21 protein-coding genes are annotated in these 21,940 nt (G+C 71.5%); 12 read left to right on the forward strand and 9 right to left on the reverse strand.

Features of this window, described 5'->3' with window-relative positions:
* Positions 1-3 precede the first annotated feature (3 nt).
* From FRAAL_RS13695 to FRAAL_RS13710, 4 genes are all read left to right on the forward strand, one after another.
* The gene (locus tag FRAAL_RS13695; protein WP_011604283.1) at positions 4-1,230 is read left to right on the forward strand and encodes an acyl-CoA dehydrogenase family protein; all 1,227 of its coding nucleotides are present in this window, start codon (positions 4-6) and stop codon (positions 1,228-1,230) included.
* Positions 1,231-1,360: 130 nt separating this feature from the next.
* Positions 1,361-2,497, forward strand: a complete 1,137-nt coding sequence (locus FRAAL_RS13700) for an ABC transporter substrate-binding protein (protein ID WP_231861639.1) — start codon at positions 1,361-1,363, stop codon at positions 2,495-2,497.
* A 28-nt stretch (positions 2,498-2,525) separates the two neighbouring features.
* The gene (locus FRAAL_RS13705; RefSeq protein ID WP_011604285.1) at positions 2,526-3,326 is read left to right on the forward strand and encodes an enoyl-CoA hydratase/isomerase family protein; all 801 of its coding nucleotides are present in this window, start codon (positions 2,526-2,528) and stop codon (positions 3,324-3,326) included.
* 96 nt (positions 3,327-3,422) lie between these two features.
* Positions 3,423-4,271, forward strand: coding sequence for an SDR family NAD(P)-dependent oxidoreductase (locus tag FRAAL_RS13710; RefSeq protein ID WP_011604286.1), 849 nt, complete (start codon positions 3,423-3,425; stop codon positions 4,269-4,271).
* 510 nt (positions 4,272-4,781) lie between these two features.
* On the opposite strand, the gene FRAAL_RS13715 is transcribed toward FRAAL_RS13710, so the two are convergent.
* On the reverse strand, positions 4,782-5,513 hold the full coding sequence (locus FRAAL_RS13715) for a peptidase inhibitor family I36 protein (protein ID WP_041939289.1): 732 nt from the start codon (positions 5,511-5,513) through the stop codon (positions 4,782-4,784).
* 974 nt (positions 5,514-6,487) lie between these two features.
* Between FRAAL_RS13715 and FRAAL_RS13720 the strand changes: the two genes are divergently transcribed.
* Positions 6,488-7,855 (forward strand): HNH endonuclease signature motif containing protein, encoded by a 1,368-nt coding sequence (locus tag FRAAL_RS13720; RefSeq protein WP_231861640.1) that lies wholly within the window; start codon positions 6,488-6,490, stop codon positions 7,853-7,855.
* Positions 7,856-7,898: 43 nt separating this feature from the next.
* Here FRAAL_RS13720 and FRAAL_RS13725 read toward each other — a convergent pair whose 3' ends face one another.
* Both FRAAL_RS13725 and FRAAL_RS13730 read right to left on the reverse strand, forming a co-directional pair.
* Complete coding sequence (locus tag FRAAL_RS13725; protein WP_011604291.1) at positions 7,899-8,546, reverse strand: cysteine hydrolase family protein; 648 nt, start codon at positions 8,544-8,546, stop codon at positions 7,899-7,901.
* 22 nt (positions 8,547-8,568) lie between these two features.
* Positions 8,569-10,236, reverse strand: a complete 1,668-nt coding sequence (locus tag FRAAL_RS13730) for an AMP-binding protein (protein ID WP_011604292.1) — start codon at positions 10,234-10,236, stop codon at positions 8,569-8,571.
* Positions 10,237-10,346: 110 nt separating this feature from the next.
* On the opposite strand from FRAAL_RS13730, the gene FRAAL_RS13735 reads away from it, so the two are divergent.
* The gene (locus FRAAL_RS13735) at positions 10,347-11,492 is read left to right on the forward strand and encodes an acyl-CoA dehydrogenase family protein (protein WP_041940517.1); all 1,146 of its coding nucleotides are present in this window, start codon (positions 10,347-10,349) and stop codon (positions 11,490-11,492) included.
* Between the two features lie 62 nt (positions 11,493-11,554).
* On the opposite strand, the gene FRAAL_RS13740 is transcribed toward FRAAL_RS13735, so the two are convergent.
* A complete protein-coding gene (locus FRAAL_RS13740; protein WP_011604294.1) occupies positions 11,555-12,871 on the reverse strand; it encodes an acyl-CoA dehydrogenase family protein in 1,317 nt (438 codons plus the stop codon).
* 48 nt (positions 12,872-12,919) lie between these two features.
* Positions 12,920-14,038: an acyl-CoA dehydrogenase family protein gene (locus FRAAL_RS13745; protein WP_041939290.1), complete on the reverse strand. Its 1,119-nt coding sequence runs from the start codon at positions 14,036-14,038 to the stop codon at positions 12,920-12,922.
* A 233-nt stretch (positions 14,039-14,271) separates the two neighbouring features.
* On the opposite strand from FRAAL_RS13745, the gene FRAAL_RS13750 reads away from it, so the two are divergent.
* The 4 genes from FRAAL_RS13750 (at position 14,272) to FRAAL_RS13765 (ending at position 18,008) form a co-directional block, all read left to right on the forward strand.
* Positions 14,272-15,279, forward strand: coding sequence for an LLM class F420-dependent oxidoreductase (locus FRAAL_RS13750; protein WP_041939291.1), 1,008 nt, complete (start codon positions 14,272-14,274; stop codon positions 15,277-15,279).
* A 236-nt stretch (positions 15,280-15,515) separates the two neighbouring features.
* The gene (locus FRAAL_RS13755; RefSeq protein ID WP_041940519.1) at positions 15,516-16,262 is read left to right on the forward strand and encodes a CoA transferase subunit A; all 747 of its coding nucleotides are present in this window, start codon (positions 15,516-15,518) and stop codon (positions 16,260-16,262) included.
* Entirely contained in the window at positions 16,259-16,900 is a 642-nt protein-coding gene (locus FRAAL_RS13760) for a CoA transferase subunit B (RefSeq protein WP_011604298.1), read from the forward strand. The genes FRAAL_RS13755 and FRAAL_RS13760 overlap by 4 nt, the downstream gene beginning before the upstream one ends.
* Before the next feature lie 115 nt (positions 16,901-17,015).
* Complete coding sequence (locus FRAAL_RS13765; protein WP_041939292.1) at positions 17,016-18,008, forward strand: SPFH domain-containing protein; 993 nt, start codon at positions 17,016-17,018, stop codon at positions 18,006-18,008.
* 111 nt (positions 18,009-18,119) lie between these two features.
* Here the strand turns inward: FRAAL_RS13765 and FRAAL_RS13770 are convergent, their stop codons facing one another.
* From FRAAL_RS13770 to FRAAL_RS13775, 3 genes are read right to left on the reverse strand one after another with little or no spacing between them, the layout of a single operon-like run.
* On the reverse strand, positions 18,120-19,028 hold the full coding sequence (locus FRAAL_RS13770) for an NAD(P)-dependent oxidoreductase (RefSeq protein ID WP_011604300.1): 909 nt from the start codon (positions 19,026-19,028) through the stop codon (positions 18,120-18,122).
* The gene (locus tag FRAAL_RS36350; RefSeq protein ID WP_231861641.1) at positions 19,025-19,162 is read right to left on the reverse strand and encodes an imine reductase family protein; all 138 of its coding nucleotides are present in this window, start codon (positions 19,160-19,162) and stop codon (positions 19,025-19,027) included. The genes FRAAL_RS13770 and FRAAL_RS36350 overlap by 4 nt, the downstream gene beginning before the upstream one ends.
* Positions 19,159-19,788 carry an NAD(P)-dependent oxidoreductase gene (locus tag FRAAL_RS13775; protein WP_231861642.1) on the reverse strand — a complete coding sequence of 210 codons (630 nt, stop codon included), beginning with the start codon at positions 19,786-19,788 and terminating at the stop codon, positions 19,159-19,161. Before FRAAL_RS13775 ends, FRAAL_RS36350 begins: the two co-directional genes overlap by 4 nt.
* A gap of 231 nt (positions 19,789-20,019) precedes the next feature.
* Between FRAAL_RS13775 and FRAAL_RS13780 the strand changes: the two genes are divergently transcribed.
* Together FRAAL_RS13780 and FRAAL_RS13785 are read left to right on the forward strand one after the other, a co-directional pair.
* Positions 20,020-20,334, forward strand: a complete 315-nt coding sequence (locus FRAAL_RS13780; protein WP_231861643.1) for a winged helix-turn-helix transcriptional regulator — start codon at positions 20,020-20,022, stop codon at positions 20,332-20,334.
* A 356-nt stretch (positions 20,335-20,690) separates the two neighbouring features.
* Positions 20,691-21,020 (forward strand): hypothetical protein, encoded by a 330-nt coding sequence (locus FRAAL_RS13785; protein WP_041939293.1) that lies wholly within the window; start codon positions 20,691-20,693, stop codon positions 21,018-21,020.
* 21 nt (positions 21,021-21,041) lie between these two features.
* On the opposite strand, the gene FRAAL_RS34915 is transcribed toward FRAAL_RS13785, so the two are convergent.
* Positions 21,042-21,887: an SACE_7040 family transcriptional regulator gene (locus FRAAL_RS34915; protein WP_011604306.1), complete on the reverse strand. Its 846-nt coding sequence runs from the start codon at positions 21,885-21,887 to the stop codon at positions 21,042-21,044.
* Positions 21,888-21,940 lie beyond the last annotated feature (53 nt).

Here is a 21,940-nt window from a genome sequence, read left to right on the forward strand (position 1 = left end):
GGGATGGATCTGACGTTGACCGCGGAGCAGCGCCTGCTCGCGGACACGGTGCGGGACCTGGTCGAGCGCGAGTGCCCGCCGGAGGTCGTCCGCGAGATCGAGAAGTCGGAGCGGGGTTACGGCGACGGGCACTGGAAGACGCTGGCCGGCCTCGGTCTGACCGGCCTGCTGCTGCCCGAGGAGCACGGCGGCGCCGGACAGGGCGTGCTGGACCTGGCGGTGGTCGCCGAGCAGCTCGGCTGGGGCGCGATGCCCACCCCGCTGCTGACCTCGGCCGTGTTCGCCGCCGGCCTCATCGACCTCGCCGGCAGCGCGGCGCAGCGGGCCCGCTGGCTGCCGGCGATCGGCGCCGGCACGGCCATCGCCACCGTGGCCGTGCTGGAGCCGGGTGCCCGCGACGAGTGGGGTGCACCGGACGCCGCCCTGACCCCGCACGGCGCCGGCCACCGGCTGACCGGCACGAAGATCCTCGTCCCCTACGCGCACGTCGCGGACGTCCTCGTCGTCGTGGTGAATGTCGTCGGCGCGCAGGTCGCCGGCTCCGCCCCGGGCGCCGACGCAGTCACCCCGGGCACGGATGACGGCGCCGGTGCGGGCAGCGGACGCGGCCTCGTGCTCGTCGACCCCGGCGCGCCCGGGGTGACCCTGCGCCGCCAGCACGACGGCGGCGGCGAGCCGGTGTTCGAGGTCGTCCTGCGCGACGTCGAGGTGACCGCCGCGGACCTGCTCGGCGCGTCGGCCGCCGCGGACCTGCTCGCCGCGTCGGCGGCGGCCGGGGCCGCCCTGGCCACGGCGCTGGACCGGATGACCGTGGCGAGCCTGGCCTACGCGATCGGCGGGGCCCAGCGCGCCCTGGACCTCAGCGTCGAGCATGCCCGCAGTCGCCGCCAGTTCGGCCAGCCGATCGGCGCGTTCCAGTCGGTGGCGCACCGCTGCGTCGACATGCTCACCGACCTGGAGGCCTGCCGCTACCTGTGCTACCAGGCCGCCTGGAAGCTGGACACGCCGGGCGGGCCGGGCGCGGCCGACTTCGAGGTCGCGGCGGCGAAGTCGTTCGCCAACGACGCGATCCGCCGGGTGTTCGTCCACGCCCACCAGGTGCACGGCGCCATCGGCTTCTCCATGGAACACGACCTGCAGCTGCACTCCCGGCGGGGCAAGACCTTCGAGCTGAGCTACGGCGGGTCGACGTGGCACCGGGAACGCGTCGCCCGCGCCCTGCACCTGTAACTGCCGCACCTTTGACTGCCGCACCTGTGACTGCCGCACCTGTAGTCGCCGCGTCCGTGATCGCCCCCGGCCGCCATCGGCTCGGGGCCAGGCAGGCAGAACCATCGAGAGAGGGGTCACCGTGTCGTCGATGAAGGTGGGAGTCCTGCAGGACTTCCTGATGCCGCCGGCGTCGCAGCAGGTCATGCTCGACGCGCTGCGGCTGGCGTTCGACGAGTCCTACGCCGACGGCGAGATCGACCGTCCCGTCGAGCTGGTGCTGCGGGCCGTCGACGGCCTGCCCCGCGGGACGAGCTTCGACGTGCTCAACGCCTGGAAGGAACTCGAGGCCGAGGGCGTCCTGGTGATCTTCGGTCCGTGGGCGTCGGACAACGTGCTGGCGATCCGCCCCTACGTCGAGGACGTCGGCCACATCCCCACCCTGTCGATGAGCGGCACCGACCGCTGGTACGGCGAATGGTGCTTCTGCATCAACAACGGCTCGTTACCGGAGGAGCCGTACCTGCTGTCGAACTACCTCGGGGTGCGCGGCGTCGAGTCCGTCGCCGTCGTCTACGACAAGTGCGTGCCGGGGGAGGAGTACACCCGGTTCTTCCGCGACGCCTGTGCCTTCGACGGCGTGAAGATCGCCATCGAGGAACCGATCAACATGCTCGACACCGACCTGAGCCCGGCGCTGGCCCGGCTGCAGGCCTCCGGCGCCGACGCGATCGCCTACCTCGGCTGGGGGCTGACCGCGACCCACCTCAACACGGCCTTGGACGGTACCGGCTGGGACCCGGTGAAGGTGATGAGCTCGGGGTTCATGGCGGCGCCGTTCCTGCCCGGCGGCCTGAAGAGCATCGCCGGCTGGGTCGGCGTCGACCAGTACGACGAGGACAACGTCGTCGGCCAGGACTTCCTGGACCGGTTCGAGGCGCGGTTCGGCTACCGGCCGGCGAACTTCTTCTCCGTGCTGTGCTACGACTTCGGCGTCGTCATCGCCCGTGGCCTGTCGAAGGCCACGCCGCTGTCGCCGGACGGCGTGAAGGAGGGCCTGGAGAAGGTGAAGATGGTCCCCGCGGCCACCGGCGGCCCCGGCGGGGTGTTCAGCTTCGGCCCGCACGCCCGGCGCGCCTGGCTGACGCCGCACTTCATCGTCCTGCGCGAACCGGACCCCACCGCCGAGGTCGCCGACCTCACCAGCGGACCGGGCAGCATCCTGCGCCACCGCTACACCGCCCGCTCCCGCAGCGAGCGGCTCGGCACAGCGGGGCGAACCCAGTGATCCGGCGGCGAAGCGGGGCGTCGGTCGGATGAGCGAGCACTTCCGGCGCGAGCTCGACGACGGCGTCCTGACGATCACCTTCACCCGCGACGACAAGCTCAACGCCGTCAGCGCCCCGATGCTGGCGGCGCTGCGCGGCGCCGTCGCCGACCTCGGCGACGACGATGCCGTCCGGGTGCTGGTGATCACCGCCGAGGGGCGGCACTTCACCGCCGGCATGGACATCACCACGATCGACACCGGGATGGGCGTCGAGCCCGACGGCAGCGTCAACGGCCGGTCGGTGCGACGCACCTACCGGGCGCTGCACCTGCTCATGGACGAGATCGAGGCGATCGAGAAGCCGGTGATCCTCGCCGCGCAGGGGCCCTGCCGCGGCTTCGGGGTCGAGCTCGCCGTGTCGTGCGACTTCCGCTTCGCCGCGCCGCGGACCACCTTCGCCCTGCCGGAGGTGCCCAACCTGGCGGTGCTGCCCGGCTCCGGCGGCATCAGCCGGCTGACCCGGCTCGTCGGCCCGCACTGGGCGCGGTGGCTGGCGATGGCCGCTCGGCCGGTCGACGCCGAGCGGGCGCTGACGATCGGTCTGGTCCACGACGTGTTCGCGGACGAGCAGTTCGCGGCGGGCGTGCGGGAGTTCGCCCGCTCGCTGGTCGCGCTGTCCCCGCAGGCCCTCGGCCTGGCCAAGCTCGCCATCGACGCGGCCGCCAGCGTCGACCGCACGACCGCCCGCGACTTCGACCGGGTCGCGAACACCCTGCTGCTGACCTCCGAGGAGCACCTGGCCAAGGTGCGTGCCTTCCAGCAGCGGGCCGCCGCCCCGCGCGAGTAGCCCGTCGCGCCCGGCCGGCCGTCGCGCCCGGCCGTCGCGCCCGGCCGCCCGTCGCACCCGATCGCCCACCGAACCTGATCGAGGGGGAACGACCAGATGGATCTCGGTTTACGCGGGAAGGTCGCGGTCGTCACCGGCGCGTCGAAAGGAATGGGCCGGTGGACGGCGCTGGAGTTCGCCCGTGAGGGCGCGGACGTGGTCGTCGTCGCCCGCGGCGCCGCGGCCCTCGCGCGCGTCGCCGCGCAGATCGAGGCGCTCGGCGTGCGCGCGCTGGCGGTGCCGGCCGACCTCGCGACCGCGGCCGGCACCGAGGAACTGTTCGACCGGGTGCGCGGCGTCTTCGGCGGCTGCGACGTGCTGGTCAACACCCTGGGCAGCGACGAGTACGACTACCTGCCCCTGACGGAGACCTCCGACGAGCTGTTCCAGGCGCATCTGGAGATCGGCCTGATGGCCGGGGTGCGGACCTGCCGGGCGGCGATCCCGCTGATGCGGGCCCGCGGCGGCGGCGCCATCGTCAACCTGGCCGCCATGTCGATCCGCAAGCAGTACCCGACGATGGTCGCCTACACGGCGGCGAAGGCGGCGCTGGCCAGCGTGTCGAAGAACCTCGCCCGCGCCGTCGGGCCGGACGGCATCCGGGTGAACACGGTCTGCCCCGGCGCGATCCTCACCGAGGGCGTCCGCGAGAAGATCGAGCAGTTCGGGCCGCAGCGCTGGGTCGCGCCCGACGCCCTGGCCGCCTCGGTGGGAGCGCCGAGCACCGAGGAGGTCTTTCTCGCCATCTCCCGGGACATGGGCGGCGCCGGCCGCGGCCTCGTGCCCGACCTCGGCCGCCCCGGGCGCCCCGAGGAGATCGCCGCCGCCATCGTCTTCCTGTGCAGCGCACGCGCCGGCTACATCACCGGGGCCCTGCTCAACGTCGACGGCGGCTCCGACTTCTAGCCCGTGTATCCCGCTGAGCCCAAGGGAGATGGTTCGCGCGCGCCCGAGCCCGGTGTGCAGAGCCCGCGCCCAGGTCATCCCGGCGGGCAGCCCGGACCGCCGCAGACGAAGCCCGCGGAGGACATCGCGCAGCCCCGGCCGGACGAGGACCCACCCGACGCCTACTGGATGAACACCGAAATGATCGCCTGTCATGCCGGCGTGTCCCTGATCGTCGGCGGCGATTCCGCCGGCTGGCGGCCCCGTAGGGCCCGCTCCACATCCGCGCCCGCCCGGACGACCACAGCGTCGCCGGCGAGGGTCAGGAGCCCGAACTGGACAGAAGGGTCGAGCCGCCGGCATCGGCCGGCCCCACAGCAGCCCCGCGGCGACCCGCGGTCCGACGTCGGCGATGACCTTCGTCAGCGATGACCTTTCCTGCTGTCTCCTCAACCAGATGCAGGGTGACCGCCGGTCCGGGACCCCTGCCTTTGTGGCAGCGGTCCCGTCCTCGGTCCACCTTTCGGTAGGTCAGGCCAGTTGCTGGGCGTTGAGGCTCGTGAGGTGTTCCTGAGCGGGGTTCTCGGTCGGGTAGAGAACCTGGATGTCGATGAGGAGATCCGCCTCGGGGTCGACGGTGTGATCGCCGCCCGGGGGGGAGGCGAGCAGGACGCTGCCCTCGGTACCGTCGCGGAGGATCTGGCCCCAGAAAACGTCGCTGAAGCCCTTGAACAGCGAGGTTCCCTCCGGTAGATCACCAAAGCCGAGGGCCCATTTCACCACCCGCGTCGTCGAGGCCCTCACGGTGATCCGGTAGGAGTAGACCACCTTTCCCGCGTCCTGCCATTTTCCCCGGAACTCCTGCCTGACGACCAGGTTCCCCACGAAGGGGGCGGCCCGCGCGGACCGGGCCTGGTCGTTCCAGGTACCGTTCGGGCTTTCGGCCATGGCGACGCGGATCAGGTTCGCGATCGAGGAGTTCCGGTCCACCGGCAGAGCGTGCCCCTGCTGGCTGGCCGCGGAGAACAGCGTGTTGTCCTCGTCCGTGTTGTTGACGACGGCGCTGACCCCGTCACCGCTGTGGTCGAATCCGTACTCGGCGAAGTCGTCGACATAGACGCCCGAAGGAATGACCAGGATCTTGTCGCCGACACCCGACTGCTGACCGGCGTTGAACTCGACGGCGCGGTAGAGGCAGAAGCTTCCTTCGGGACATGCCTCCCGCCCTTTCCCGTAAATCAACTGGGCACGCTTCTCGCTCATCGTATCCGGCTTTCTGTCGAATGGAATGCTCTCGATTCTGCCGATACTCGATTGTCCCGGGCGATTATTCAATCATCGTGGCTTCGTCTGGTCCCATCTCCGGGCGTGTCCAGTTTTGGGTGATGACAGACTTGGACCGAGGACCCGCTGTGGGCGGTTCTGGCACCACCACCCCACCGGCCGAAACACCACCCCAGGGCGGGCACATGCACGGCCGGTCGCCCTCTTCCCGTCACGGTGCCCCATGCTCTTCCCGCCGTCATCCCACCCGACGTAGCGAACGGGGCATGCCGTCTCCCGCTGGCTGTCGTCCCCGACGTGCCCCGCATGCCCAGTGTCTCCGGGATGGGATGCCCAGCGTCCCCGGGGTGGGATGCCCAGCGTCTCCGGACCGGCCCAGGAGGCGTCGGCCGCCTCGTTGTCACCATCGGGCTCCGGCCGGCGGGTGAAGGGCTGTGCCTGGTGTGCTCCCCGGATGAACCTGGCTCCCGGGCTGAGGCTGGTCCACGGCCTGCGAGCTTCGGCTCGGCCTCCAGTCCGGCTCGCGACGTGCGCCCGGTCTCTCGCTGACCGGGCGCCACCCCTGCTGACAGTCACGGCCTCGACGATGTTCACGCGTCGGTGGATCCTTCTCCCACACCGGTCACCAATCCGAACATACGTTCGACATCGGGGGCTGGTTGACCTAGTGTTGATCCGTGACGCCCTTCACTTTCGGCCCCAGCCCTGGCCCTGACCCATGCCCTTCACCTGGTCCTGACTCCGATCTCGACCCCGACCGTGGTTCTGGCCCCGACCCGAACCCTGGCCCTGGCCCTGGCCCTGGCCAGGGTTCACGCTCAGCCGCTGGCATCGCCCCCGGCGTCGCTCCTGATCCGGGTCCGCGCTCAACCTCCCGCACCGGCAGCGATTCTGACGGTGCTGGCCTGGCGGGCTGTCCGCGGCTGCTGGCCGCCCTGTCGGAGCTCGACGCGATGGTCGGGCAGGCGGTGCACATGCCCGGTTGGGGGCTGTCCGACCCCGAGCTCGACGGCGCCGTCCTGGACTGCTCGGCGTTGCTGGCCCGTCTCGCCGCGGTCCGGGTCGGTCTGGTGCGGGAGATGCGTGGCCGAGGCAGCGCGCTGCGGGAAGGCGCGACCAGTACCGCCGCCCTGGTCCGTGCCCGGCTACGCATCCGCCCCGTCGACGCCCAGCGGCTGGTGGACCTGGCCTTGGCCGTGGACGACGACCTGGCCGCAACCGGTGCCGCCCTGATCGCCGGCACGATCAGCGTCGAACAGGCCCAGACGATCCACCTCGCGCTTCGTTCCCTGCCCCGCGGTGTGGACGTCGCCACCCGACGTTCCGCCGAACAGTTCCTGCTCACCTCTGCCGCCAGGTTCGACCCCGCGGAACTCGCCCGGCTCGGCCGTCACCTCCGTGAACGCCTCACCGACGTCGATACCAGCCCCGGCGGCGACAACCCCGACCCCGAGGACAACGGCGCCGGCAACAACGACGGCGCTGGCAACGCAGACGCCGACAGCGACAGCCCTCCGGACGGCGGTGAGGGCGCCGGTAGGAGCGCTACCTCCGGCGCCGCCGACGGCGACGGCGATCCAGCGGACCGCCGTCGACTATGGATCACCGATCTCTCTGACGGCATGACCCGGATCAGCGGCGAACTCGACGCGGAAGCCGCCGCTCTGCTTCGCACCGCGCTCGACAGCCTCGCCGCACCCATGCCCGCCATCGACGGCACTCCCGACCCGCGCAGCCCGGCCCGCCGCCGCGCCGACGCCCTCGTCGACTTTGTGCACCGCGCGCTCGATGCCTCCGCCGTTCCCATCTCCGGCGGAGTGCGCCCGCACCTCACCGTCACGATCCCCTGGACCACCCTGGTCGGTCGCGGCGGGCCGGCCGCATCCACCAGTTGGGGTCAGCCCCTGTCACGCGCCACCGTGCGGCGCCTCGCCTGCGACGCCGCGGTCAGCCGCATCATCCTCGATCCCGCCAGCGTCCCCCTCGACGTCGGCCGCACACAGCGCACCGTCCCGGGCGACCTCCGCCGTGCGCTGGTCGCCCGGGACCAGGGCTGCGTCTTCCCAGGTTGCAGCAGGCCACCCAGCTGGTGCCAGGCCCACCACATCATCTCGTGGATCGACGAGGGTCCTACCTGCCTCGACAATCTCGTGCTGCTTTGCCCCTGGCATCACCGCCACGTGCACCATCACCACTGGACCATCCGACTCGGCGCCGACCGCCGACCCGAACTCATCCCACCCCCCTGGGTCGACCACACCCAGACCCCCCGCCGAAACCCCTACAGCCAACCCGTCGACATCCTCCTCAACTCAGCATGATCGTCACCTCGGTCGGGGAGCCGTCCTCAGGGCGGGTGTTGGGTCAGTGGCGCGGGGGCGTGGTCGTCGCGGCGTCGCGGCGGGTGAGGTCGGCGTGGATCTCGTCGGCGCGGGCGATCGTCGAGAGCATGCGTAGCTGGTTGGCGACGATCCACGCGTGCGACTCGGCGCTCGCCCCGGCGGTCGCGTCCTCGACGAGGACGCTGCGGTAGCCGCGGTCGGTCGCGCCCAGCGCGCCGGCGAGCAGCGCCATGTTCGTCGACACGCCGGTCAGGACGACCGTGTCGACGCGCAGGTTGCGCAGGGTGGAGTCGAGGTCGGTGCCGTACCACATCGCCAGGCCCGAGCGGCGCGTACTGACGTAGTCGCCGGGCTGCGGCGCGACCTGGGGCATCGGTTCGGCCTGCGGGGTGCCGGCGAGCACTCGCCGTTCGCGGCGGACCTTCGCCGAGACCGGGTTGGTGTCGCTGAACGCGCCGAAGTCCGGCCGGTGCGCGACGTGGATGTGCACGACCGGCAGCTCGAGGGTGCGGAAGTCCGCGGCGAGCGCGGCGATGCGCGCGAGGATGCCGCGGGCGGCGGCCTGTTCGGCGAGCCCGGCGAAGATCGCCAGTTCGGGGTCGAGGGTGCCCCGCAGGCACTCGCTGACGACCAGCGCGGCGCGCTCGCCGCGGTCGAGTCCGTGGACCATGGCGCAGATCCGTCCGCGTCGCTCAGTGGCCGGCGCGCTGGGAGTCCCGGCTGCCCCGACCGGCGTCGGCGGGAACAGGGCCGGGGGCGGGGGCGCGTAGGCGGGCGCGCAGGTCGGCCTTGCGTACCTTGCCGGCCGCGGTGCGGGGCAGGTCGGCGACGATCTCGAGGCGTTCGGGGGTCTTGTGCTTGGCCACGCCGACGGCGACGAAGTGCTCGACGAGGTCGCGGAGGGAGAGTTCGCGGCCGGGCTCGACGATGACGAACGCGCAGACCCGCTCGCCGTAGAGCGGGTCGGGCATCGCGGTCACCGCCGCCTCGACGATCGCCGGGTGGCGCAGCAGGACGCCCTCGACCTCGGTGGAGGAGATGTTCTCCCCGCCGCGGATGATGATGTCCTTCTTGCGGTCGACGATGGTGAGGTGGCCGGCCTCGTCGAGGGTGCCGATGTCGCCGGTGCGAAACCAGCCGCCGTCGAGGAAGGCCTCGGCGTTGAGCGTGGGGTCGGTGTAGCCGACGAACAGCTCCGGGCCGAGGGTGACGACCTCGCCGGGGGTGCCGGGCGGCAGGTCGAGGCCGTCGTCGTCGACGATCCGCAGGCGGTTGGCGCCGAAGGCGACGCCGTCGGTGTAGGCGCGCACCTCGACCGGGTCCGACACGGCGGACACCGTGACCGTCGGGTGCTCGGTGGAGCCGTAGGAGCGAAACGCCCGCCAGCCGGCCGCCTCGGCGGCCAGGACGAGCTCCGGCGGCACGCCCGCGCCGCCGAGGTGGATCTCGTCGAGCGACGGCATCGGCGCGCCGGTGTCGCGGACGTCGGCGAGCAGGCTGCTGAGGAAGAACGGGGTCGCCCCGAGCCAGCTCACCCCGCGTTCGCGGATCACCCGCGCGACGCGTGCGGTGTTCCACGAGTCGACGAGGATGCTGGTGCGGCCCGACAGGAACGCCCGGCCGAGCAGCAGGACGCCGCCCATGTGCCCGGCGGGGAACGGCGAGAGGTGCACCGCGTCCGGGGTGCCGGCGTCGGCGTCGGCCAGCGCCCGCATCTCGGCCAGCAGGGTGTTGTGGGTGTGCTGCACGCCCTTGGGGGCGCTGGTGGTGCCCGAGGTGTAGATGACCATGCAGACGTCGTCGGCGTGCAGCGCCGGGGGCGCCGGCGGGTCGGCGTCGAGGGCCTCCAGCGCAGCCAGGGTGACCCCGCCCGGCGCCGTCCGCTCGCCGATGGTGATCACATGTTCCAGGTCGGGGCAGTCGCCGACCGTGGCGAACCGCTCGAGGTAGTCGATGGTGCGCCAGCGGTCGGGCATGACCAGTGCCCGCGCCCCCGACTGCCGCAGGATGTAGCCGACCTCGACCGGCCCGTAGATGTGCACGACGGGCACCAGGACCAGGCCCAGCGAGATCGCCGCGTGGTAGACGACCGCGCCCTCCAGCCAGTTGGGAACCTGGCAGGCGATCACGTCGCCGGGCCGCAGCCCGAGCCGGGCGAACGCGCCGGCCAGGCGGGCGCCGCGGCGGTGGATGTCGATGAGCCGGGCCGACGCCGGATGCGTCTCCGAGTCGAAGATCATCAACGACTGGGGGTGCCGCGCGGCGCCGTCCTGTAACGCGTCGACCAGGGTCTGGGTGGTGTGCAGCCCGGCGGCGTACCAGTGGTCGTTCGCCGGCGCGCGGCGCAGGAGACCGGTCATGGCAGCACTGTAGCCCTCATCACCTGTACAAGCTATATCCTTAAGATGATTAGATTCTCTTTACCGTCTGCCCTGTGATGCTGCCAGACGATCCCCGCGGAGGTCACGAGATGCAGCGTTCCGTCTTCACCCCCGACCACGAGGAGTACCGCCAGCTGGCCCGTACCTTCGTCGAGAAGGAGTGCCTGCCGCACAACGACCGGTGGGAGGCCGAGGGCATCGTCGACCGGACCGCCTGGCTGCGGGCCGGCGAGGTGGGCCTGCTCGGCCCGGCCGTGCCCGAGCAGTACGGCGGTGCGGGCGTCGACGACCCCCGCTACGGCGCCGTCGTCGCCGAGGAGTTCGCCTCCGCCGGCATCGGCGGCTTCGCCATCCAGCTGCACAACGACCTCATCGGCCCCTACCTGCTGGAGCTGACGACCGACGAGCAGAAGGCGCGCTGGCTGCCCGGCTACGTCCGCGGCGAGCTGATCACGGCCATCGCGATGACCGAGCCCGTCGCCGGCAGCGACCTGCGGGGCATGCGCACCACGGCGGTGCGCGACGGCGACCACTACGTCGTCAACGGGTCCAAGACGTTCATCAGCAACGGCATCCTCGCCGACCTGGTGGTGCTGTGCGCGAAGACGACCCGCGCGGACGGCGAGCAGGGGATCAGCCTCATCGTCGTCGAGCGCGACACCCCCGGCTTCGAGCGCGGCCGTCGCCTGGACAAGGTCGGCGCCCGCTCGCAGGACACCGCCGAGCTGTTCTTCACCGACGCCCGCGTCCCGGTCGCCAACCTGCTCGGCGAGGAGAACGAGGGCCTGCACTACCTGATGCGCAACCTGGCGAAGGAACGTCTGTCGATCGCGATCTCCTCGATCCAGAACGTCTTCCGGGCGCTGGAGCTCACCACCGCCTACGTCCGCGAGCGCAGGGCGTTCGGCAAGCCGATCGGCAGCTTCCAGAACACCCGCTTCGTCCTCGCCGACCTGCAGGCCCGGGCGTGGATGGCCCGGTCCTTCGTCGACGCCTGCCTGGCAGCCCTGGTCGTCGGCGAGCTGACGGGGGTCGAGGCGGCGGCGGCGAAGCTCTGTGCCACCGAGCTGGAGGACGCCGCGGTGGACGCCGGGGTGCAGCTGCACGGCGGCTACGGCTGGATGAACGAGTATCCGATCGCCCGGATGTATCGCGACAGCCGGATCAGCCGCATCCTCGGCGGTTCCAACGAGATCATGAAGGAGATCATCGGCCGCTCGATGCAGTTGGGCTGAGCGGCCGACGACCTGCTTCGGGCGGCCGGATCCGGCCCGGCGGTGATCAGGTGATCAGGTGATCAGTTGTGGCGCAGCTCGTTGAAGGGTCGGTCGAGGTCGTGGGCGGGTTCCCGGGGCAGCCCGAGGATCCGTTCGCTGATCCCGTTGCGCTGCATCTCGTTGGTGCCGCCGGCGATGGCCAGGATCCGGCCGTTGAGGTAGTTCAGCGCCGTCGTCGACGCCTCGGTGTCCTGCGGATGCCAGACGACGCCGGCCGCGGCGGCGATCTCCAGGCCGATCGACGCCCGGACCGGGTTGAGCGTGCCGGCGGCGAGCTTCGAGTACGAGCCCAGGTTCGGGTTGGCCGCCCCCGACTCCGTCAGGGCGGCGACGTAGGCGTCGAGCTGCTCCTTGACGAGGTCGATGACATGGGCGCGGGCGATGAGCTGGCGGGTCACCGGATCGCCCTGGCGGCCCACCCGGCGGGCCAGGGCGACGAGGTCGGGGGCGAGCTCGCGGGCGCCGGTGTGGCGGGGCGCCTCGTCGGGGTCGCCGCCGAGCCGCTCGAAGACCATCATCGTGCGGGCCACCGTCCAGCCGTCCCCGACGGCGCCGATCCGGTTGGCGTCGGAGACGACCACGTCGTCGAAGAACTCCTCGCAGAACTCCGAGCTGCCGTTGATCTCCCGGATCGGCCGGATCGTCACGCCGTCGCTGGTCAGCGGCACACCGAACCACGTCAGCCCGCGGTGCTTCGGGACGGTCGGGTCGGTGCGGGCCAGGCACAGGCCGTAGTCGGCGTAGTAGGCGCCGCTGGTCCACACCTTCGACCCGTTGAGCACCCAGTCGCCGGTGTCGGTGCGGGTCGCCCGGGTCGACACCCCGGCGAGGTCGGACCCCGCGCCCGGCTCGGAGAACAGCTGCACCCAGATCTCCTCGCCGGAGAGCATCCGCGGGATGTGGGTGCGGCGGAACTCGTCGGTGCCGTGGGCGAGGATCGTCGGCCCGCAGACCCGGGTGGTCGTCAGGCCCGCGATGCCCAGGTCCGCCACGACGTAGCCGCGGCTCTCCTGCTCGAAGATCTCCTCGTGGGCGGGGGTGAGGCCCTGCCCGCCGAACTCGGCGGGCCAGGTGATACCCGCGTACCCGCCCTCGTAGACGCGGCGCTGCAGGGCACGCTGCTCGGCGACCCGCTCGGGGGAGAGGTTGGCGGCATCGCCGCCGCGCAGCCGGGCCGGGGCGTCGTCGTCCCGGCGATCCAGGTTCGCCGCGAGCCACGCCCGCACCTGCCGCCGGTAGTCGTCGAGGTCGGGCACCGCGCCCGCCGCCGTCCGGCCCGCCGTCCCGCCCGCCGCCTGCCCGCCCGCCGCCTGGCCCTCGGCCGTCTGTCCGCTCATCGCCTGCCCTCCGGTCGTCGCGGTGTGCTCATCGGTCGTCGCCCCTTCTCACAGGCCGTGCAGCCGGCAGATGCGTTCGCGGTGCCAGCCGGGGTCGCCGAACACGACCCGGTCGGTCGCCAGCCGGCGCAGGTAGAGGTGCAGGTCGTGCTCCCACGTGTAGCCGATGCCGCCGTGCAGCTGCAGGCAGCCCTGGGAGACGTCGATCGCGGCGTCGCCGACGAACGCCTTGGCCGCGCTGGCCAGCTCCGCGGCGTCCGGCGCCTGCTCCTGCACGGCCGTGAGGGCTCCCGTGGCGATGGCGTGGCTGCACTCGACCGCGAGGCTGAGGTCGGCGAGCTGGTGTTTCACCGCCTGGAACGAGCCGATCACCCGACCGAACGCGGCCCGGGTGCGGGCGTGCTCCAGCGTCATCGCGAACAGCTCGCCGATCGCGCCCACCATCTCGGCCACCGTCAGCACCGTGGCGACCTGCAGCAGCCGCTCGCCGAGATCGTCGTCGCCGATCTGCCCGACCACGGCGGAGGCCGGCACGCCGACGTCGCGCAGGACCAGTTCGGCGTAGCGGTGGGTCAGGTCGAGCCCGGCCAGCGGCTCGACGGTGAGCCCGGGGGTGCTGCCGGGCACCAGGAACAGCGCCGGGCGGCCGTCCACCGCGGCGCTGACGAGAAACCAGTCGGCCAGGTGGGCGTCCTGGACGAGGCTCTTGGTGCCGGACAGGACGAAGCCGGTGCCGTCACGGCGGACCTCGACGCCGGCCGACGCCTCCCAGCCACCCACCGGGTCGCCGAGCGCCCAGGCCGCGAGGGCCTTGCCGCCGGCGAGGTCGTCGAGCAGGGCACGCTGCTCGCCGTTACCGCCGAGCGTGATCGCCAGCGCCGCGACGTTGGCCCCGACGACGCCCCCGGGCTGCAGGTAGCGGCCCCGCTGCTCGGCGATGAGGCCGGCGTCGAGGACCGGCTGACCGGACGGGCTGCCGCCGCCGTGCTCCTCGGGCACGAACAGCGCCAGCCAGCCCAGCTCGCCGATCTCGGTGAAGTAGCCGCCGTCGAGCTCCTCCTCGCGCTGCGCCACCCGGCGCACGGTGGAGACGGGGCAGGTCGACCTGATGAAGCGCTCGGCCGTCTCGGCGAACAGTTTCTGGTCCGCTGTCACACCCGGAAGCACGGGCGGTCTCCTCTCGATCCTGGGCGCCGGTCGATCCCTGGGCGCCGGCGGCACCCTCGACCAGCAAACGCCGTTCGGCCCGATGGCGCTCGCGGCACGGGACCCTCCGGCGGACCGCGGCGGCGCCGTCGGGCCGGCCCGTGACGCAGCCGACCGTCGGCGCCGCTGCCACGATAGCGACTATTAAGGTAGCTTACTCAAATCATCTATCTGATCCAACTTAAGGAGTGGACGTGAAGGTCGACGTTGGTCTGTGGGCTGATCTTGACGACATCGCCAGCCGATCACGCGAACTCGAGTCCCTGGGCTACGACGCGCTGTACGTTCCGGAGACCGCGCACGACCCGTTCCTGCCCGTGGTCCTCGCGGCGCAGGCGACCGAACGCGTCATGATCCGAACCGGCGTCGCCGTGGCCTTCCCGCGCAGCCCCATGCACCTGGCGATGGTCGCCAACGACCTGCACACCATCAGCCGGGGCCGGTTCGTCCTCGGGCTCGGATCGCAGGTCAAGCCGCACATCGAGAAGCGCTTCAGCGCCGTGTGGTCCGAGCCGGCCAAGCGCATGCGGGAGATCGTCCTGGCCATCCAGGCGATCTGGCGGTGCTGGAACGACGGCGAGCGCCTGGACTTCCAGGGCGAGTTCTACCAGCACACGCTGATGACGCCGTTCTTCAACCCCGGGCCCAACCCGTACGGGACACCGCGCATCCAGCTCGCCGCCCTCGGGCCGCGCATGACCGAGGTCGCCGGCGAGGTCTCCGACGGGATCCTGCTGCACGGCCTGTCGTCGGAGCGGTTCGTGCGCGAGGTGACCCTGCCGGCGCTGGAACGGGGCCTGGCGCGGGCCGGGCGCAAGCGCTCGGACGTCGAACTGACCTTCCCCACCCTCATCGCCACCGGCGACACCGACGAGGAGCTGGCCGAGTCGGAGAAGAAGCTGCGCCAGCACTTCGCCTTCTACGCCTCCACCCCCGCCTACAGCGCGGTCCTGGAACTACACGGCTGGGGCGGCCTGCAGCGTGACCTCTACGAGCTGACCCGGGACGGCCGCTGGCAGGATCTCGGCTCGCTCGTCACCGAGGAGGTGCTGGAGGTCTTCACGGCGCGGGGCACCCCGGAGGACATCCCGAAGCAGATCCGGGCGCGTGTCGGCGACATCGCCGACCGGGTGAGCTTCTACTCGCCCGCCCCCATCACCCCCGAGGTGATCTCCCGCATCCTCGCCGGCCTGAAGGGCTAGCGACGGCGCCGCGCGGCGGGTCACGGTGCGCCGGCCGGGCTACGGGAGCGGCCGGCCCGGCTCGGCCCGACTCGGCTGTCGCCGTCGCCGTCGCCGTCGCCGTCGCCCGAGCCTGATCGGGCGGTGGGGCTGGACGGGAATGTTAGTTGTGGCTAACTTCGTCTGGGTTAGCGGACGCTAACGTGCAGGCGGTTCCGGTGTGGTGCCGCCGACTGGTGCGGGAGGCGGGTGCGCGGGTGGACAAGGTGGTCGCGAGTGCGGCCCTGGCGGTGGCCGACATCCCCGACGGGGCGTCGCTGGCGGTCGGGGGGTTCGGGCTGTGCGGCATCCCGAGCGTCCTGATCGACGCGTTGCTGGCCGCCGGGGTCCGCGAGTTGGAGACCGTCAGCAACAACTGCGGGGTCGACGACTGGGGGCTCGGCCTGCTGCTGCGGGCGGGGCGGATCCGGCGGACGACGGGCTCGTACGTGGGGGAGAACAAGGAGTTCGAGCGGCAGTTCCTGGCCGGTGAGCTGGAGGTTGAACTGGTGCCGCAGGGCACGCTCGCCGAACGGCTGCGCGCGGGCGGGGCGGGCATCCCGGCGTTCTACACCCCGGCCGGGGTGGGCACGCAGGTCGCCGAGGGTGGTGTTCCGCTGCGCCACGACGCCTCCGGCCGGGTGGCACTCGCGTCGCCGCCGAAGGAGACCCGGGTGTTCGACGGCACCGAGTACGTCCTGGAGCGGGGGATCGTCTGCGACTACGGGTTGGTGCACGCCTGGCGCGGCGACCGGCACGGCAACCTGATCTATCGGGCGAGCGCGGCGAACTTCAACCCGCTGTGCGCGGCGGCGGGCCGGGTGACGATCGCCGAGGTCGAGGAGCTCGTGGAGCCCGGCGAGCTCGACCCGGATCAGATTCACACCCCGGGCATCCTCGTCCAGCGCGTCGTGCACGCGCCAGACCCGGAGAAGCGGATCGAACGCAGGACGGTGACGGCATGACGCTGACGCGGGAGGCGCTGGCCGCGCGGGTGGCGCGGGAGCTGGTCGACGGCCAGTACGTCAATCTCGGGATCGGGCTGCCGACGCTGGTGCCGGGCTACCTGCCGGCCGATGTGACGGTGGTGCTGCACAGCGAGAACGGCATCCTCGGCGTCGGGCCCTACCCGGCCCCGGACCGGGTCGACGCGGACCTGGTCAACGCCGGGAAGGAGACGGTGACCGTGCTGCCCGGGGCGTCGTACTTCGATTCGGCGACGTCGTTCGGGATGATCCGCGGCGGGCATGTCGACGTCGCGGTGCTCGGCGCGATGCAGGTGTCCGCACAGGGCGATCTCGCGAACTGGATGATTCCCGGGAAGATGGTCAAGGGGATGGGCGGCGCGATGGACCTCGTGCACGGCGCGCGCCGCGTCATCGTGATGATGGAGCACGTCGCCCGCGACGGGACCCACAAGCTGGTGCGGGAGTGCTCCCTGCCGCTGACGGGCCGGGCCTGCGTGCACCGGGTCATCACCGATCTCGCCGTCCTCGACGTGGACCCCGGCCGCGGCCTGGTGCTGCGCGAACTCGCCCCCGGCGTCACCGTTGACGACGTCCGCGCCGCCACCGAACCCGACCTCACCCTCCAGCTCGACTGACCCGACCGTCTCCGGGTGGAACGGGATCCGGGACGGCTATCCGACACGTCCGTCGACCGGCCACGGATACGGGACATACTGACCACGGGTCGCATCGTCGGTCAGGGGAGCGTGCGTGGCGTCAGGTAGGCGTGTCGGGCTCGTAGCCGGTGCCGTCGTCGGGGTGGTGGCGGTGATCTTCGGGCTGGTCGTGGGGGCGAGTGCGCTCGGTTCGTTCGCGTCGACGTCGGGCGGGCAGATCGCGGTGGTCCGCAACGGGGGCCCGTTCGACAATCACCGGATCCGCCAGATCGTCAATCCCGCCTCGTCGAGGACCTACGTCGGCCTGTATTCCTCGATGCACAACTATCCGGCGCAGCAGCGTTACTACACGATCACGTCCGTCGCCGGTGAGGGCGACCGCGGCAAGGTCGACGTCGTGACGACACCGTCGAAGGACGGCGTGAGCATGGGGATCGAGGGCACGTTCTACTTCACCCTCAACCTCGACCACGACGTCCTACGCCGGTTCGACGACAAGTTCGGCACCAGGAAGTTCCCGCTGGCGAGCAAGGGTGGGAAGCTTTACTACGCCTGGTCCGGTGACGACGGCTGGTCGGCGTTCCTGGGCGCGATCATCCGGCCGGTCATCGACAACGACCTGCGCGAGCAGATCAACAACTTCACCTGCGCCGACCTCGTCTCCTCCTGCGCCCTGGTCCAGATGGGCGCCAACCAGCAGGCCGGGGCGCAGACGACCCTCAACGCGGCGTCGAGCAACGGCAACATCCAGGCCGTCCAGAACGCGATCAACAAGTCGCTGGCCACCGACCTCAACGACAATCTCGGTGGCCCGTTCCTGGAGAACCTGCGTTTCACCCTGGCTCGGGTCACGCTGCCGGAGAACGTCCAGGGAGCAGTGAACAGCGCCCAGGCGGCGTTTGCCCGGATCACCGAGGCGCAGGCCCGGGTCGCCGAGGCGAAGGCTGAGGCGGAGGCGAACCGCCAGCGTCAGTCGGGCTACGCACAGTGCCCGGCCTGCGCCAAGATCGATGAGCTCAAGGCAATCCCGTCGAACGTGACGACCTACGCGCCCGGCGCGGAAGTCGCCGTCACCGCGGGCAAGTAGCAGCTGCGGTTCCGCGGAACCGCACACCCCAGCACGGCCCTACCATCCCCGGCATCCCCGGATAAGCAGTGTGCATGGCCCGGTGGTAGCACCGGCCGTCCTGGGTTGTCGTCAGCCGCCGGCTCTGAGGAACTCGTAGAGAACGGTCCAGTTCTCGCTGGCGCGGCCTGCGAGGACGGCCTGGTCGTAGTGCGCCTTGACGGCTTTCGGTAGCCGCGTGTCGATGCCGGCCTTCTCACTCGTCCAGACGATGTGGTTCGCTGTGGCGCCCATCATCCGCGCCGTACTGAGGTCGCCGGGGTGTTCGCCGGCCTCCAGGCGCCGGGCCAGGTCCCGTCCGTCTCCGATCATCGTCGGTATGCCGGTGAGGAGTTCCATCGCGCCGGGTAGGAAGTCGGCGGCCGGGACACCGGCGACGGCGACGAGCGCGGTGGCGTGCAGCAGGCTCGACAGCGCGGTGAGGAAGACGTCGAGGTGCGCCTGGTAGAAGAGCTGGGCCAGGCCTGGGTCCGCTCCGAGGTACCTGGGCTCGCCGATCTGTCTGAGGGCGGGCTCGTGCGCGTCGAACACCGCACGCGGCCCGCTGTAGAACACGTGTGCCCCTGGACCGCCCACGGCGGGAGCGGGCACCATCACGCCTCCAGTCACGAAGCTCGCTCCGTGTACGGCCGCCCATCGCGCCGCGTCCCGGGAGGCATCAGGCGTGTCCGAACTGAGATTGACCAGGACCTTGCCGGCCAGAACGCTCGAGGCTCGTGAGGTCGCGCCGCCCAGGCCGAGGATGTCGTACATCGCCTGGTAGTCGGTGAGGCTGAGAATCGTCAGCTCACTGGCGGCGACCGCGGCCGTCGGTGTGGGCGCCAGCGTGGCGCCCCCGGCGACGAGGTCGTCGGCGCGCCCCGGGGTGCGGTTCCACACCGTCACCGGATGGCCGGACCGCAGCAGGGACGCGGCCATCGCTCGACCCATCGGGCCAAGGCCGATGACCGTCACGGAGGACAGTCCGCCCTCGCCGCTCACCGGGTGCTCCTGAGCGCCTCGACGATGCGGGCGGTGCCCTGCCTGCCGTACCCGGCGGCGACCTGCCGGTGCACGATGTCGTGGACGGGCCGTAGCACCTCGATGCTCACGCCCTGATCCAGGCTGGCCGTCACCAGCAAGTCCAGCGCGGCTTCGGTGAACTCAAGGCTCTGCTGGCCCGAGGCCCCTGCCGACGGGCGAAGTCGGTTGCCGACACTCCTTCGGCACCGACCATCGCCGCGCCGTGGAGAAAACCGGCGAACATCGTGTACATCCCGACGAGCATCGCCATGTCGCGGAGCGAGGCAAAGCCGGGGTCAGTCCCGAAGTAGTCGCTTCGCCCCCACAGATCGAGCAGGTCCCGGTTCTCCCCGAAGGCGGCCTCGGGGCCGCTGTAGAAGATCGCCGCATCCGGATGGCCGATCATCCTGGGTACGGCCATGATCGCGCCATCGAGGTAGGTGATGCCGTGCTCTGCCGCCCACGTCGCGAGCCCGCGAGCCTGGTTCGGTGTCGTCGTCGTCAGATTGATCACGGTACGTCCGGCCAGACGTGCGGCGACAGGATCGACCACAGCGTGCACCGATTGATGATCGAGCAGGCACACGACGACCACCCCGTCGCCGGTGATCGCCTCCTCGACGGTCTCGGTGACGGTGGCGCCACGCTCGCCCAGGGCCCGTGCTTTGTCTGGAGTGCGGTTCCACACCACGGATGGTCGGCCGGTGTCGAGAGCCGCGGCGGCGAGCGCGCTGCCCATCGCGCCCAGGCCCAGAAAGGTCGTACGGGTCGTCATGAACTGTCCCTTGCTCCGTTTGGTGGTCTGACTGTCGTGCTGTCCCGACCCTCCGCCCGGACCTTCCCCTTCGACAAGTACCTACAATTTTGTTCAATACTTACCGGGAAGTATGTGTCCAGCTGAGGTGAGGTGGAGGGTCTGATGGCGACGAGCGCGAGGCGCGGTCCCTACGTCTGCGGCATAGACGCCGGTATGGACGTGGTGTCAGGGAAGTGGAAGTCGCTGGTCCTCTGGGAGCTGAACAACCATGGAACCCGGCGGTTCGGAGAGCTGCGGCGCGGCCTTCCCGGCGTCAGCGAGAAGATGCTCATCCAGCACCTGCGCGAGATGGAGGCAGACGGCCTGATCCATCGCGAGGTGTATCGGGAGGTCCCACCCCGGGTCGAGTACTCTCTCACCGAGCACGGTACGTCACTCAACGAGGCTCTCCGCTCGCTGGGTGAGTGGGGGAAGCGACGCTGCGAGCGCCTCGCCGCCGAGGACGCGCCCGCGCCCGCACCCGCGTAACCATCCGCGTCGCGCGCGGCCGAATCAGTCCCACATATGTCCGAGCAGGTCCTCGACGCGCTCGGCGCAGCACGCCGACCTACCTTTGGCCAGTGGCTCACCCAGCCCGCGGAGATGTGTACCGCCGACGTGATGGTGGTGAGGCCCGATGTCCCATGGCTATGTGTGGCAGCCCGTCGCCCGGCTGCCGCTCCCAGCCTGATTCCTACCGCTCGAAGCCCGCTGCCGGCCGGGCCGCAATGCCTCGGTCTGCGCTTCGTGGCGGGGCGGGGACTGAGCCCACGGAAGGCCCAGGCGCCGTTCGCGTCTGGGTTGAGGCCATGCACACTGCGCGGGAGTAGTCAAGGTCGACCGTCATGACGGACCATCCGCAGGTCGCCTTGCTGTTCAATGGTCGCCCGGTGCAGGTCGACGTCGGCATGGCCGAGTTGGTGCACGCCCTGTGGGCTTACGGGATCGAGACCGCTTACTCGTGCCAGGGTGATCCCGACGGCGACTCCGAAGACCCGGCGGCCCTCGCCTACGTCGCGTTTGCCTCGCCTGCGGATACCGCGCGCTTTGCCGCCCGCGTGGCACGGGGCCGTCCTGGCTGGCTCTGGGTGACCGAGCACGAGGTCGCCGGCGGGCGTGACTCGGTGCATCTCCCACCCGCTGATCTGCTGTGGCTGTGCACCCAGTTCACATAGATGACGGAACCCGGCGGAGGCTCATGCCGTGGCTGCGGCGGTCGCCATGGCGTGCAGCGTGGTGGCCCTGACGGCGGGGTCGAGGGCGCCGGAGCTGTGCGGGGTGGAGTTGATCAGGCCGAAGATCGCGTGGGCGCGGACGCGGGCGGCGGGCGCGGTCAGCTCCGGGCGCAGGCGGCGCAGCACGCCGACCCACAGCTCGACGTAGGCGCGTTGGAGCCGGCGGACCTCGTGCTCGTCCGGCGCCGGCAGGCTGTGCAGGTCACGGTCGTGGATGACGATCAGGTCGGGGTTGCCGACGGCGAACTCGACGTGTCGGCGGACGAGGCGGTCGAGGGCGTCGGCCGCGCTCGGGTCCGCGCTCAGCACGGTCTGGGCGCCGTGGAGCAGATGCTGGCTGATGCCCACGAGCAGTTCCGTGAGCATCGCGTCCTTGCTGGCGAAGTGCCGGTAGATCCCGGGACCGCGGATGCCGACGGCGGCGCCGATCTGCTCGATGCCGACCCCGCGGAACCCTCGCTCGGCGAACAGCCGGGCCGCCGCCTGCAGCAGGTCGTCCCGGCGCCCGCTGCGAGCCCGCCGAACCGGCGCAGCCGCGGTCGGGTCCGCGTTGGTCTGATCTGGGCGGGCCGGGTCCGGGCGGGCCGGGGGCGCCGCGGGCTGATCGGCGTCGGGCTCCGGGGTGGACGGCGGGACGGTGACGGGCGAGGTGGGTGCCGGGCGGGTCGCGTCGAGGGCGACCGCGGCCGGGGTGGTATGGGGTTCCGGCGCCGGGGCCGGCGGTGTCGCGGCGGTGGAGGTGGCGGCGTCGGAGAAGGTGGGGGCCAGACCCGCCGGGGGCGTCACCCGGGTGGCACGCGACGGCACGATGTGGTCCTCCTTCGGGCAGAGGCTACCAAGCGCGGCCCACCGGTCGGTGG

It is taken from the genome of Frankia alni ACN14a, from assembly GCF_000058485.1.
Lineage (GTDB): Bacteria > Actinomycetota > Actinomycetes > Frankiales > Frankiaceae > Frankia > Frankia alni.